Origin of the sequence: Wenyingzhuangia gilva (genome assembly GCF_030519655.1) — a bacterium.
Lineage (GTDB): Bacteria > Bacteroidota > Bacteroidia > Flavobacteriales > Flavobacteriaceae > Wenyingzhuangia > Wenyingzhuangia gilva.
Map to the genome: position 1 here is coordinate 1,056,930 of NZ_JAUMIT010000001.1, position 13,439 is coordinate 1,070,368.

Sequence of the window (13,439 nt, forward strand, 5' to 3'; positions counted from 1 at the left end):
TTAATGTTATTTTTCACTACTTTCGTGAAAAACAAAACATTATGAAAAGATTAAAATTAACATTATCGCTTTTAGGGGTTTTTGCATTGACTTCTATAAGTATGAAAGCTCAGGACAAAAACCATCCATGGGCTATTGGAGTAGGAGTAAATTTAGTTGATTTAACTCCTTATGGTATTTCTAATTTAGGAAACCAAATAAAAGATTATGTGGGCTTAACAGATGTAAATGCCTTGCCAGTATTGTCAAGACTTTATGTTGCAAAATACTTAGACAATGGTTTTACTGCAGATTTTACAGGAGCTATCAATTCTATTGATGAAATTCCCTCAGGTGAGGTTTCAGAAAAATCATACTATTCTTTAGATTTAGGTTTAAGGTATGATTTAAATAAATTGTTTGGTGAAACAGGTTGGTTTGATCCTTATGCAAAATTTGCCGTAGGTACTTTTTGGGTTGATGAAGATATGGCTGCAGCAGTTTCTCCCTCTATAGGTTTTAATACCTGGTTTAATAATTCGGTAGGTTTAAATTTTGAATCATCATATAAAACAAATGCATTATTTGGAGATTCTGATTTGGGAAATACAATTTATATTGCGGATTATCATTTTCAACACTCAATTTCCTTAGTGATTAGGTTTGGAGCTAAAGATTCAGATGGAGATGGAGTGTTAGATGCTGATGACTTGTGTCCTCAAATTGCTGGTAAACCTGAGTTGTTTGGATGTTCTGATATAGATGGTGATGGAATTGCCGATAAAGATGATGCTTGTCCTGATTTAGCAGGAACAGAGGCAACTAAGGGTTGTCCAGATACCGATGGAGATGGAGTGATTGATTCAGAGGATCAATGTCCAAATTTAGCGGGTGATGCTAAGGATGCAGGTTGTCCAGATTCTGATAAAGATGGATTGTCTGATAACAACGATAAATGTCCTAATACATTTGGGCCTATTGAAAATAATGGATGCCCTTGGCCAGATACCGATGGTGATGGAGTAACAGATAATTTAGATAATTGTATTAACGAAAAAGGTCCTAAAACAAATAAAGGATGTCCTGTTCAGTTAACAGAAGAAGCAAAAAAGGAATTAGGAGCTTACGCTAAAACAATTCAATTTAATTCTGGTAAGTCAGAGTTTAAAGCAGGTGTGACAGAGACTTTGGATATTATTGTTGAAGTAATGAAAGAGTTTGATGGAGTGCGTTTTGACGTTGAAGGACATTCCGATAGTTCTGGAGATGATGCTAAAAACTTAAAATTATCTCAAGAAAGAGCGCAAGCAGTTGTAGATTATTTAACTTCAAAAGGAATTGATCATTGGCGTTTACATGCTATTGGTTATGGAGAAACCAAGCCAATTGCAAGTAATAAGACTGCCACAGGTAGAGCTTTAAACAGACGAGTAGTTTTGTCGACAATAGAATCTGAATAATAAAAACTTTTTATAATACTTTAAAAAGCCGTTCCTTTAAGGAACGGCTTTTTTTGATTTTACTTTATGAAAACATTTTTACAAGAAACGGCTTTAGCCATTGTAAACACTACCCAAAATTATAAGAATACAGTTTGTGTAGTTCCTAGTGAACGTGCTGGTATATACTTAAAAAACGCTTTTAAAGAAGCATTAAAAGGAAGTGTATCTTTTTTGCCTAAAATAATCAGTATTGAAAATTTCATCAAAGAAATTTCTGGTTTAGAAACCATGGATCAGGTTTCATTGTTGTTTGAGTTTTTTAAAATTTATAAGCAAGAAAATCAAAAAGCTGAGGCAGATACTTTTGAAAGATTTATCGGTTGGGCAACTATTGTGATTCAAGATTTTAATGAGATTGATAGACACTTGGTGAATGCTTCTGAAATCTTTTCATACTTAACAGATATTCAAAAAATAAAAGATTGGTCTCCGTCTAAAGACGAGGTCACAGATACTGTTAAAAATTATATGAGTTTTGTCGGAGATTTGTATCTGTATTATCAAGAATTAAATAAAGTTTTGATTCATAAAAAAGCAGGTTATCAAGGATTGGTGTACAAACAAGCTTATAAAAATCATCAAGATTATTTAAAGGCTCATCAACAAAATGATTTTCATTTTATAGGTTTTAATGCCCTGAATAAAGCAGAGGAAGAAATTTTTAAAAGTTTTTTGTCTTTAGAACAAAATCATATTTATTGGGATGCCGATGACTATTATATCAATAGTGAGCATGAGGCAGGAACTTTTATGAGAAAGTTTTTTAAGGAATGGGATTGTTTGCAAAAAGAGGGTAGAAAAAATTGGGTAAATAACCATTTTGGAGAAAAAAAGAACATTCAGATTTTAGGAAGTCCTTTGAATGTTACAGGAATAAAATCGGTAACTACTTTTTTGGAAAAAGAATTGGTTCCAAAAGACACTGCTTTAGTATTGGCAGAAGAAACCATTTTACCAGTGGTATTAAACTCCATTCCTCCATCGGTAAACAAGGTAAATATTACCATGGGATATCAATTGAGTAATATTCCCTTGTCGGGTCTGTTTCAATCTATTTTTGAGTTGCATTTGAACAAAGAAAAATTAGGAAAAGATGCTTTTTATTACAAAGATATTTTATCATTTTTAAGACATCCATATATCTCAAAAATCACTAATAGTAATAGTGAAAAAGTGATTAAAACCATCAATCAGAATAATTTGGTATTTGTTACAAAAGAGCAAATTCAGACTTTTTTTATCGCTGCGGATTTAGATATTAAGATGACAGATTTGTTTGAGTCTGTCCAAAATATTACTGTTTTTATTAACAGCATCATTCAGTTCATCAATCATTTAAATGATAAGTTAGAAGGAATTGAATTGTTGTATGTAGAAGGGTTTAGAAAAGTTTTTCAGGAAATTTATACTCTAAATTTAGAGTACAAATACATTAACAATATAAAAGTACTGTATAAAATTTTCAAGAAAATATTGCCTTTAGAAAGTATCGATTTTAGAGGAGAAGCTTTGGAGGGGATGCAGTTAATGGGAATGTTAGAAACTCGTTGTTTAGATTTTAAAAATGTCATCATCACTTCAGTAAATGAAGGGGTTTTGCCAACAGGAGGAAGCGAACGTTCTTTTATTTCTTTTGAGGTAAAAAAACAATTTAACATGCCGACTTATTTGGCAAAAGATGCGATTTTCTCTTATCACTTTTATAGATTGATTCAAAGAGCAGAAAATATTTATTTATTGTACAACACCAAATCAGATGATTTTGGAGGTGGCGAAATGAGTAGATTTTTAACACAATTAATGATTGATAAGGAAGAAGATGTAACGCATAGAAATATTGTAGCTAATATTTGTAGTACAAATACTGATGCAGTTGAGGTTGAAAAAACGCCAAGAGTGATGGCGTTGTTACAGGCTTATTTTAAAAAGGGAGCATCGCCAAGTAGAATTACTGAGTACATCAATGATCCTTTGTCTTTTTACAATAAAATTGTTTTAAAAATTAAAGAAACGGATAAAGTAGAAGAGGAAGTAGCTAGTAATACGTTAGGAACGGTTGTGCACGATTCTTTAGAGTTTTTGTATAAAGATTACGTTGGTAAAATATTAATAACCGAGGATTTAAAAAAGATGAAATCTGAGGCAAAAGCGATGGTGCAATCTAAGTTCAAAGAATATTTTAAAGATGGAGACATCAACACTGGTAAAAATAAGTTGATTAGTGAGGTGGCAGAACAATTTGTATTGAATTTTTTAAACAAAGAATTGTCAGAGATCAAAGCGGGAAGACAAATTATAGTTAAAGACTTAGAACGAGAATATAACATAGCAGTTACTACTCCAAATGGGCACCAAATCAATTTAAAAGGAAAAATAGATAGAGTTGATGAGGTAGATGGTGTTAGGAGAATTGTAGATTACAAAACAGGTATGGTAAAATCTACAGATTTAAAATTAGGAGATTTAAGTTTGGCAATCACAGATTTTAAATACCATAAAATTGTACAAGTCATGATGTATGTGTTCTTGTACACCCAAGTTCAAAATTTTGATTTAGAAACAAACGAACTGCAAACAGGAATTTATTCTTTTAAAAACTTTAAACAGGGATTTTTAAGTATGAATTTTTCTAGTAATAATTTTGGGAAAGATTATAGAGTTACAAAAGCATATTTAGAAGAGTTTAAACAGAGTTTATTCGCTTTAATTGATGAAATTTTAGATAACAAACTTACTTTTGTAGAGAATTTAGAAAACCCCTATAAACAAGAAGCGTAATGGTTCAAAAGAATATCCAAATCTCGGGAAAACACCAAAAACCTATTTTAACTGATTTTCATTACACTAAAAACAAGGTGCAAAAACCAGTGGTTATTTTTTGTCACGGATACAAAGGATATAAAGATTGGGGAGCATGGAATTTAATGGCGACTGAATTTGCTAAGCAAGGTTTCTTTTTTGCGAAATTTAGTTTTTCTCATAATGGAGGAACGGTTGAACAGCCTATAGATTTTCCGGATTTAAAAGCTTTTGGACAAAATACTTTAACCAAAGAATTAGATGATTTACAATCAATTATTGATGAAATAACTAATAATCCAGCTTTTTCTGATGAAATAGACATTAGCAATATTACTCTTATTGGGCATTCTAGAGGAGGCGGAATTGTAACGCTAAAAGCTAATGAAGATCATCGAGTAAAAAATATAATTTCTTGGGCAGGTGTTTCAGATTTTGAAATGAGATTTCCTACGGGAGCCAAATTGTTTTGGTGGAAATTAAGAGGGGTAGCCTACATTAAAAATGCCAGAACCAAGCAAAAAATGCCTCATTACATTTCTTTTTACAATGATTTTATTCAGAACAAAGAAAGATTGAATATTAAAAAAGCTGTAAAAAATTTAAAAGCAAATCATTTATTAATTCATGGTACTGCCGATGTAGTGGTAAAACCAATGGAATCTAAAAATGTAAAAGATTGGAATCCTAAAAGCGAGTTGATTTGGATAGAAAACATGAACCATGCTTTAGGATGTAGTCAACCTTATACAGATAAAGAAATGCCAAAAGATTTACAACAAGTGGTTCAAAAATCTATAGCTTTTATCAATGAGCAATCGTAAATTTTCTTTTAAATACATCAACAGTATTGCGGTTCCAGCCATTGTTTCTGGTGTAATAGAGCCTATTTTATCTTTAACAGATACTGCTATTGTAGGAAATGTTTCTATTAATGCAACCGAAGCTTTGGCAGCGGTAGGTTTAGCAGGTTCTTTTATTGCTACATTAGGATGGATTTTTACTCAAAGTAAAGTGGCTATTGCAGCTTTGGTGGCAGAATATTTAGGTAAAAATCAATTAGATAAAATTATGGGTTTGCCTGCTCAAATGATTGGAATTAACATGATTTTGGGTTTTTTAGTTTATGCAATTACCTATGTTTTAACGGTGTCAATTTTTCAGCTTTATAATGCCGATAATTTGGTGTTAGATTATACAGTTTCCTATTACAGAATTAGAGCTCTAGGCTTTCCTTTGTTGTTATTTATTGTTTCTGTATTTTCTATTTTTAGAGGGCTTCAAAACACTTTTTGGCCCATGGTTGTTAGTGCTACCGGAGCTATTTTAAATATTGTGTTAGATGTGGTTTTGGTTTATGGAATTCAAGATGTAATTCCTGCCATGCATGTAGAAGGGGCTGCTTGGGCAAGTGTGATTTCACAGTTGGTCATGTTTGTTTTTGCTTTGATTTTATTGATTGTAAAAACACCTTTTAGACTCAAAATTATTTTTAATGTACATCCAGAACTCAAAAGAACCATCAATATTAGTTTAAATATGTTGGTCAGAACCATCGCATTAAACACTAGTTTGGTCATGGCCAATGCTTACGCTACAAAATATGGGTCTAATTATATAGCAGCATTCACCATTGCTTTTCAAATATGGTTGTTTTTTGCCTTTTTTATGGACGGTTATGCAAGTGTATCCGCTATTGTGTCGGGGAAGTTAAAAGGTGAAAATAATTATAAAGATTTATCTCTGTTGGTAAAAACCATCACCAAATATGCTTTAGGAGTAGCTTTGTTGTTGCTTGTCATTTTTAGTTGTACTTATTCTTATATCGGATCTATATTTACAAAAGATAAAGAAGTAATTACTACTTTTAACTCCTTCTTTTGGATGGTTTTGTTGATGCAGCCACTAAACGCAATTGCATTTGTATATGATGATGTTTTTAAAGGGATGGCCGAAGCAGTTACCTTAAGAAATACTTTGTTAAAGGCAACTTTTTTAGGTTTTGTGCCCACATTGGTTATCTTAGATTATTTAGAATTTAAAATGTTGGGGATTTGGATTGCCTTTTTGGTATGGATGTTATTAAGAGCTGTAATTTTACGTATAAAGTTTGTGAAACTTCTTAAATTGAACCTTGAATAAAATTGTTGATATGGAACCATATGTAAAGACTACGATAAAAGATAAAGTAGCAGAAATAGAATTTTTTAGTCCAGCTAGTAATTCGCTTGCAAGTGAACAATTAGCACAATTAACTACCGCTATAAAAGGTTGGGGAGAGAATGATGGAATAAGTGTCATTCACTTAAAAAGTGCAGGGACTAATGTGTTTTGTGCAGGAGCTTCTTTTGATGAATTGTTGGCCATTGAAGATTTAGAAAACGGAACAAAATTCTTTATGGGGTTTGCCAATGTCATCAATGCGATTAGAACTTGTGGTAAAATTGTGGTGACTTCAGTTCAAGGTAAAACCGTTGGTGGTGGTGTAGGCATCGCTGCTGCTAGTGATTATGTTTTTGCTACCGAAACAGCAGCGATTAAGTTGTCTGAATTAAGTATCGGTATCGGTCCTTTTGTGATAGAACCTGCAGTAACAAGAAAAATAGGATTGACGAATATGGCAATACTATCTCTTAATGCGACTACATGGAAAACTGCAAAATGGGCACAACAAGTTGGATTGTATCATGAGGTAGATGCAACGTTGTCAGAATTAAATTATAGTTTAGATAAATTTTTAAAACAATTGGTGAGTTATAGTCCACAAGCCTTATCTGCCATGAAAAAAACATTTTGGAAAGGTACAGAGCAATGGGATATTTTATTAAAAGAAAGAGCTGCTGTTAGTGGAAAATTGGTGTTGTCTGATGAAACGAATAAAGCTTTAACTCAATTTAAAAGAAAGTAAGATGAATAGAAAGATTAGGATTACAAAAAAGTTTGATTTTGAAACAGGTCACGCTTTACACGGATATGATGGAAAATGTAGAAATGTACACGGACATAGTTATAAATTATATGTAACAGTAATCGGTACGCCTATTCAAGATCCTAATCATGTTAAGAACGGAATGGTGATTGATTTTACAGATTTAAAAGAAATTGTAAAGTCAGAGGTAGAAGATGTGTTTGATCATGCAACAGTTTTTAACAAAAATACGCCTCATGTTGAGTTGGCAAAAGAGCTACAAGACAGGGGGCATAATGTTATTTTGGTAGACTATCAACCTACCAGTGAGATGATGATTTTAGACTTTGCAGAAAAGATTAAAAATAGACTTCCTAACCACATACAATTACATTCTTTAAAATTACAAGAAACGAGTAGTTCTTTTGCAGAATGGTATGCAAGTGATCAAGAGTAATGGTTAATGGTTTGTAGTTGTTTGTTGTTGGAATTGTTTGTTAAAACTATCAACAAACAACTAACAACCAAAAAACCTATAGATCCTCAACTTGTTTTCCGTTGTACTCATTCATTGTATTTCCAATACCGGCAGTTCCAAATGAGAGTACTAATTTAGAAGCTTTGTCTAATAATTCTGGAAAGTATCTCATTTCATCCTTGTCCCACTCCCCAAGCACATAATCTACTTGTCTTCCTTTTCCAAACATCGCACTAATTCCAAATCTAAAACGAGCATAATTTTGGTTTCCAAGTTTTTCGTTAATGTCCTTTAAACCATTGTGTCCACCTGCACTTCCTTTTGCTTTTAACCTAAAGGTTCCAAAATCAATATTTAGGTCATCAGAAATAACCAATATGTTTTCTTGAGGAATTTTTTCTTTTTCCATCCAATATTTTACCGATTTACCGCTTAAGTTCATGTAAGTAGAAGGTTTAAGGAGTATAAAGGTTCTTCCTTTAAACTTAAACACTGCTACATCACCCAGTTTATCAGTAGTAAAAGAAGTTTCTTGTTGTTTGGCCAATTCATCTAGTACTTTAAAACCAATATTGTGTCTTGTGTTTTCATATTTTGGACCAATATTACCTAGACCAACTATTAAGAATTTTTTCATAGGATCCTCGTTAGAAATTTGTTTGGGTTGAAACCATTTAGAAAATAATGTCATTTCTTTTTTTATACCAAATATAAGATTCTATGGCATAAAAAAAGAGCGTTACAACTAGTAACGCTCTTTAAATATTTTAAGTAAAAATTACTTAGCCTCTGCAGCAGCTTTAGCAGCGTTACGAGACATTCTTACTTGAGCAACAACAGTGTTGTCGTTATGTAAGATTTGGTATTGATCGTTTCTTAATTTAGAAACGTATAATTTGTTACCAATTTGTAATTCAGTAATGTTTGCTTCAACAAAATCAGGTAAGTTAGCAGGAATTGCTTTTACCTTGATTTTTCTTAAGTTTTGACGTAAAGCTCCACCAGCAATAACCCCTTTAGAGTTACCAACTAATTTTACAGGTACGCTTAAAGCAATTTCTTTATCAGCTTGTAATTGGTAAAAATCTACATGTAAAATACGGTCGTGAATTGGGTGAAACTGAATGTCTTGTAATACAGCTTCGTAAGACTTACCTTCTACTTCAATCTTAGCAGTATATACGTTTGGAGTATAAACTAAGTTTTTAAATTGTTTTTCATCTGCTGAAAAGTGTAAAACTTTGTCCCCTCCGTATATAACGCAAGGTACCTGTCCAGCATTACGTAAGGCTTTAGTCGCTGACTTACCTACGCTTTCTCTTTGAGATCCTTTGATTGTAATTGATTTCATAATATATATTAAATGATAAATTTATCCGTAATTGACTTGAAGTTCTGAACTTTCTCCATTACCTCGGCAAATAAGGGAGCGCAAGATAATACTTTTATTTTAGAACTTTCCTTTTTTAATGGAATAGTATCAGAAGTAATAAATTCGCATAATTTTGAGTTCTCTATTTTCTCATATGCATCTCCAGATAAGATAGAGTGAGTTACAATCGCTCTAACACTTAAAGCTCCCCTTTCCATCATTAAATCTGCGGCTTTGGTTAAAGTTCCTGCAGTATCAGCCATATCATCTACTAATACAACATGTTGACCTTCTACCTGTCCAATTAATTCCATGTGAGAAACCTCATTGGCTTTAATTCTTTGTTTGTAACAAATAACAACATTACTGTTTAAGTACTTTGCGTAAGCATAAGCTCTTTTAGAACCTCCCATATCAGGAGAAGCAATAGTTAAGTTGTCTAATTTTAAGCTTTCTAAATAAGGTAAGAAAATAGTAGAACCATATAAGTGATCTACTGGTTTTTCAAAAAATCCTTGAATTTGTCCTGCGTGTAAATCCATAGTCATGACACGAGTAGCACCTGATGCTTCAAGTAAGTTGGCTACCATTTTGGCACCAATAGCAACACGGGGTTGATCTTTTCTATCTTGGCGGGCATATCCAAAATAAGGAATTACAGCTGTAATGTGTTTAGCAGAGGCTCTTTTACAAGCATCTAAAATTAGTAACAATTCCATTAAGTTGTCAGCATTAGGGAATGTAGAACCAATAATGAAAACTCGTCTCCCACGAACAGTTTCATTAATTACTGGTTGAAATTCACCATCGCTAAATCTAGAAACGGTTAAATCACCTAGTTCAGTTCCGTAATGTTTAGCTATTGCTTGTGCTAATTCAGTGCTTTGGGAACAAGCAAATACTTTTGGAGTTAATTGATTAACAGACATTTGTGTGATTGTTGTTGTTGTTGGTTTAGTTTTTGGCAAAAGTAGAAATTTTTTTTCGTTTGATTAGTGTGAATACATCGATATTTTTTTACATTTGCAGCACCAATAAAAAGCCTAGGTGGCGGAATTGGTAGACGCGCTGGATTCAAAATCCAGTTTCCTCGGAAGTGCGGGTTCGATTCCCGCCCTAGGTACAAAGCCCAACTCAAATGAGTTGGGCTTTTTTTATGCTACTTATTTATATGGTTATTTTTATCATGTATCTTTTCATATTTATTAATTTAGAAATCATAAAATAAATTTTCCGTAAAAACATACTAGTCCATACTAGTTTTTGTTATATTTGCTTTATGAATCTTGAGCCCGTAAAAAGACAAATAGGAGTGCCTAAATATAAGCAGATTATAAAGTCTGTAGAGAGTGCTATTGCTAAAAAAGAGATGGTAAAAGGAGATAAGTTACCATCTATTAGTCATATTCAGAAAGTAAATAAGGTTTCCAGAGATACTGTGTTAACAGCTTTAAATGAATTAAAAACAAGAGGAATTGTTCAATCTATAGCTGGTAAAGGTTATTATGTTTTATCAGAAAATATAGAAGTAGAGAAAAAAGTCTTTTTGTTGTTTGATGAATTGAATGGTTTTAAAGAAGAGTTGTATAATTCATTTCTAAGCAATTTGGAAGAGCATACAAATGTTGATATTTATTTCCATCATTTTAACCATACTGTATTTAGTAAGTTGATTTACGATAATATAGGAAGTTATAACTCCTATATTATCATGCCTGCAAATATGGAAAACACGGCTCGTGTGATTGAAAAATTACCTAAAGAGAAAGTGTATATTTTAGATCAAATGCATTCAGAACTTTCTTCTTATGCGGCTATTTATCAAAATTTTGAAAAAGACATTTACACTAATTTAATCAAAGGATTACCCCTTATTAAAAAGTATAAAAAGCTGGTTTTGTTGTTTGATGAAAAAATTCAGCCGCAAGGTATGTTAAAAGGTTTTCAGCTTTTTTGTGATCAAAAAAACATAAAAGGAAAAGTGATCAACTCTTTACAAGATAGGGTTTTGCAAAAAGGAGAAGCTTATATTATTCCTGATGATAAAAACTTGATAAGCATTATTAAAAAAATTAGAGAACAAGGCTTGGTTATTTCTCAGGATTTAGGAATTATATCATACAATGAAACGTTGCTTAAAGAAGTTGTAGAAGGTGGAATTACTACTATTTCTACAGATTTTAATCAAATGGGAAAACGTTTGGCTCAAATGATTAATTATAAAGAACAAGTACAGGTAGAAAATGTAAACCGTCTTATTTTAAGACAATCATTATAAAATTATTACAGTGTATAAAATCAATAAATTACAAGAAAACGGACTCAACTATATTGAAATCGTTGGGAACGATCATATTTCTTCTGCAAAAATTTGTTTGGACAGGGGTGGAGCACTAGAAACATTGACTTTAAATAATCAACCAGTTATTGTAGACTTACATCCGTTGGAGTATAAAAACACATATGCTTCTTCTATTTTATTTCCATTTGCAAACAGAATTAAAGATGGAAAATATACTTACAAAGGAGTAGATTATAAGTTTGATTGCAATGAAGCAAACAACAACAATGCTTTACACGGATTGGTTTATAACAAATCTTTTGTGGTAGTAGATTCAGAAATTTCTGATGAAGATGCTTCTGTTACCATGGTTTATACAGCCTCAACTAGAAACAAAGCATTTCCTTATTTATATACCATCGCCTTAAAATTTACTTTAACAGCTAATAGTGTTGATCTAAATGTAGAGGTAGATAATAATGATATTAACTCTTTCCCATTTACTATTGGATGGCATCCTTATTTTTTAAGTGATGATTTATACAACAGTACCATAAATTTATCAACAATTAAAACCATAGAGTTTGATGAACGAATGATTACTAAAAATGTGATTGAAGAAAAGGCAACAATGCCAATTGAAATTAAAGACCAACAATTAGACAATTGTTATGCTTTGGGTGATAGCAAAGTGATGTTTAATACGCCTAAATATAAAATGACCATTGATGCTTCTGGGGATGAAAATTTCTTTCAAATGTACACGCCTCCAAAAAAGAATGTAATTGCTTTGGAGCCTGTAACTGGAATTTCAGACAGCTTTAATAATAAATTAGGATTGAAAGAATTAAAGGCTGCTGATAAATACGAAATCAATTGGACAGTTACTGTAGAGTAGCTTATAAAAATATAAATCAAGCTTAACTTTTAACAATAGTTAAGTAGTTAATCATGTTTAAATTCATAAAATATGGATACTAAATTAGTTCAAAAAGTAACAGAAAGCTTTGCTAAAAATTTTACATCAGAGCCTGTGCTTATTTATTCACCTGGTCGTATCAACTTAATTGGAGAGCATACCGATTATAATGCAGGATTTGTTTTTCCTGCTGCGATTGATAAAGGGATTGTAGCGGCTATTCAAAAAAGTGAAAGCAATATATCTACAGCAATTGCTATTGATATGGATGAAACTTTTCAGTTTGATACTCATAACTTAAATACCGAAAATTTATCTAGCTGGCATGCCTATGTAGTTGGGGTGGTTGCCGAAACTCAAAAATTAGGAAAAACGGTAGGGAATTTTGATATTGTTTTTGCAGGAAATATTCCTGATGGTGCTGGAATGTCATCATCTGCAGCATTAGAAAATAGTGTGGTTTTTGGAATTAATGAGTTGTTTAATTTAAACTTGACTAAATACCAAATGATTTTAATTTCTCAAGCAGCCGAACATAATTATGTTGGCGTAAAATGTGGAATTATGGATCAATACGCAAGTATGTTTGGTATTAAAAATAGTGCTTTGTTGTTAGATTGTAGAACGGCACAAGCAGAGCCTTTTACCATTGATTTTAAAGATTATCAACTGTTATTGTTCAATACCAATGTAAAACATAAATTGTCTGATAGTGCTTATAATGATAGACGTGCCGTTTGTGAAAAAACAGCAGAAATGTTAGGAATTGAAGCGTTAAGAGATGCTACGATTGTTGATTTAGATAAAGTTAAAGAAAAATTGTCTGAAGCAGATTATCAAAAAGTATTATACGTAGTACAAGAAAATGCAAGAGCAGAAGCTGCAGCCATCGCTATTAAAAGTGATGACTTGGTAAGTTTAGGGAAATTGATTTATGGTTCTCATAACGGATTACAACATCAATATAAAGTGAGTTGTGATGAGTTAGATTTTTTGGTAGACTTGGCAAAAGAAAACTCAGATGTTCTTGGTGCAAGAATGATGGGGGGTGGTTTTGGTGGTTGTACTATCAACTTAATCAAAAAAACAGCTGTTGAAGATTTTAAGAAAACAGCCATCGAAGCGTATACCAAAAAATTCGGTCATGAATGTTCTCCATACGAAGTAGCATTGTCTGACGGAACAAAATTAATTTAATCAA

Annotated in this window: 12 protein-coding genes and 1 tRNA gene; 10 read left to right on the forward strand and 3 right to left on the reverse strand. The window is 32.1% G+C overall.

Going from position 1 to position 13,439, the window contains the following annotated elements:
* Positions 1 to 41 precede the first annotated feature (41 nt).
* The 6 genes from QVZ41_RS04780 to QVZ41_RS04805 all read left to right on the forward strand — a co-directional run bounded on the left by QVZ41_RS04780 (position 42) and on the right by QVZ41_RS04805 (position 7,645).
* Positions 42 to 1,439 carry an OmpA family protein gene (locus tag QVZ41_RS04780; protein WP_302883403.1) on the forward strand — a complete coding sequence of 466 codons (1,398 nt, stop codon included), beginning with the start codon at positions 42 to 44 and terminating at the stop codon, positions 1,437 to 1,439.
* A gap of 66 nt (positions 1,440 to 1,505) precedes the next feature.
* A complete protein-coding gene (locus tag QVZ41_RS04785) occupies positions 1,506 to 4,259 on the forward strand; it encodes a PD-(D/E)XK nuclease family protein (RefSeq protein ID WP_302883404.1) in 2,754 nt (917 codons plus the stop codon).
* Complete coding sequence (locus QVZ41_RS04790; RefSeq protein ID WP_302883405.1) at positions 4,259 to 5,104, forward strand: alpha/beta hydrolase family protein; 846 nt, start codon at positions 4,259 to 4,261, stop codon at positions 5,102 to 5,104. The genes QVZ41_RS04785 and QVZ41_RS04790 overlap by 1 nt, the downstream gene beginning before the upstream one ends.
* Positions 5,091 to 6,422 carry an MATE family efflux transporter gene (locus QVZ41_RS04795; protein WP_302883406.1) on the forward strand — a complete coding sequence of 444 codons (1,332 nt, stop codon included), beginning with the start codon at positions 5,091 to 5,093 and terminating at the stop codon, positions 6,420 to 6,422. Before QVZ41_RS04790 ends, QVZ41_RS04795 begins: the two co-directional genes overlap by 14 nt.
* Positions 6,423 to 6,432: 10 nt before the next feature.
* Positions 6,433 to 7,188, forward strand: a complete 756-nt coding sequence (locus tag QVZ41_RS04800; RefSeq protein ID WP_302883407.1) for an enoyl-CoA hydratase/isomerase family protein — start codon at positions 6,433 to 6,435, stop codon at positions 7,186 to 7,188.
* Position 7,189: 1 nt separating this feature from the next.
* A complete protein-coding gene (locus QVZ41_RS04805) occupies positions 7,190 to 7,645 on the forward strand; it encodes a 6-pyruvoyl trahydropterin synthase family protein (protein ID WP_302883408.1) in 456 nt (151 codons plus the stop codon).
* Between the two features lie 76 nt (positions 7,646 to 7,721).
* Here the strand turns inward: QVZ41_RS04805 and pth are convergent, their stop codons facing one another.
* The 3 genes from pth to QVZ41_RS04820 all read right to left on the reverse strand — a co-directional run bounded on the left by pth (position 7,722) and on the right by QVZ41_RS04820 (position 9,967).
* Positions 7,722 to 8,357 carry an aminoacyl-tRNA hydrolase gene (gene pth / locus QVZ41_RS04810; RefSeq protein ID WP_302883409.1) on the reverse strand — a complete coding sequence of 212 codons (636 nt, stop codon included), beginning with the start codon at positions 8,355 to 8,357 and terminating at the stop codon, positions 7,722 to 7,724.
* Positions 8,358 to 8,444: 87 nt separating this feature from the next.
* Positions 8,445 to 9,017: a 50S ribosomal protein L25/general stress protein Ctc gene (locus tag QVZ41_RS04815; RefSeq protein WP_302883410.1), complete on the reverse strand. Its 573-nt coding sequence runs from the start codon at positions 9,015 to 9,017 to the stop codon at positions 8,445 to 8,447.
* An 8-nt stretch (positions 9,018 to 9,025) separates the two neighbouring features.
* Complete coding sequence (locus QVZ41_RS04820) at positions 9,026 to 9,967, reverse strand: ribose-phosphate pyrophosphokinase (protein WP_302883411.1); 942 nt, start codon at positions 9,965 to 9,967, stop codon at positions 9,026 to 9,028.
* A gap of 112 nt (positions 9,968 to 10,079) precedes the next feature.
* Here QVZ41_RS04820 and QVZ41_RS04825 point away from each other — a divergent pair.
* From QVZ41_RS04825 to galK, 4 genes are all read left to right on the forward strand, one after another.
* Positions 10,080 to 10,161 (forward strand) — tRNA-Leu (locus QVZ41_RS04825).
* Positions 10,162 to 10,317: 156 nt separating this feature from the next.
* On the forward strand, positions 10,318 to 11,316 hold the full coding sequence (locus QVZ41_RS04830; RefSeq protein WP_302883412.1) for a GntR family transcriptional regulator: 999 nt from the start codon (positions 10,318 to 10,320) through the stop codon (positions 11,314 to 11,316).
* A 10-nt stretch (positions 11,317 to 11,326) separates the two neighbouring features.
* Complete coding sequence (locus QVZ41_RS04835) at positions 11,327 to 12,217, forward strand: aldose 1-epimerase (protein ID WP_302883413.1); 891 nt, start codon at positions 11,327 to 11,329, stop codon at positions 12,215 to 12,217.
* A gap of 72 nt (positions 12,218 to 12,289) precedes the next feature.
* A complete protein-coding gene (gene galK / locus QVZ41_RS04840; protein WP_302883414.1) occupies positions 12,290 to 13,435 on the forward strand; it encodes a galactokinase in 1,146 nt (381 codons plus the stop codon).
* The last annotated feature ends 4 nt before the right edge of the window (positions 13,436 to 13,439 follow it).

Excerpts from the sequence above, each read along its gene's own strand:
- QVZ41_RS04790 (WP_302883405.1), top strand. The coding sequence starts at position 4,259 with ATGGTTCAAAAGAATATCCAAATCTCGGGAAAACACCAAAAACCTATT.
- QVZ41_RS04785 (WP_302883404.1), top strand. The coding sequence starts at position 1,506 with ATGAAAACATTTTTACAAGAAACGGCTTTAGCCATTGTAAACACTACC.
- QVZ41_RS04820 (WP_302883411.1), bottom strand. The coding sequence starts at position 9,967 with ATGTCTGTTAATCAATTAACTCCAAAAGTATTTGCTTGTTCCCAAAGC.
- QVZ41_RS04800 (WP_302883407.1), top strand. The coding sequence starts at position 6,433 with ATGGAACCATATGTAAAGACTACGATAAAAGATAAAGTAGCAGAAATA.
- QVZ41_RS04795 (WP_302883406.1), top strand. The coding sequence starts at position 5,091 with ATGAGCAATCGTAAATTTTCTTTTAAATACATCAACAGTATTGCGGTT.
- pth (WP_302883409.1), bottom strand. The coding sequence starts at position 8,357 with ATGACATTATTTTCTAAATGGTTTCAACCCAAACAAATTTCTAACGAG.
- QVZ41_RS04780 (WP_302883403.1), top strand. The coding sequence starts at position 42 with ATGAAAAGATTAAAATTAACATTATCGCTTTTAGGGGTTTTTGCATTG.
- QVZ41_RS04805 (WP_302883408.1), top strand. The coding sequence starts at position 7,190 with ATGAATAGAAAGATTAGGATTACAAAAAAGTTTGATTTTGAAACAGGT.
- QVZ41_RS04830 (WP_302883412.1), top strand. The coding sequence starts at position 10,318 with ATGAATCTTGAGCCCGTAAAAAGACAAATAGGAGTGCCTAAATATAAG.
- galK (WP_302883414.1), top strand. The coding sequence starts at position 12,290 with ATGGATACTAAATTAGTTCAAAAAGTAACAGAAAGCTTTGCTAAAAAT.
- QVZ41_RS04815 (WP_302883410.1), bottom strand. The coding sequence starts at position 9,017 with ATGAAATCAATTACAATCAAAGGATCTCAAAGAGAAAGCGTAGGTAAG.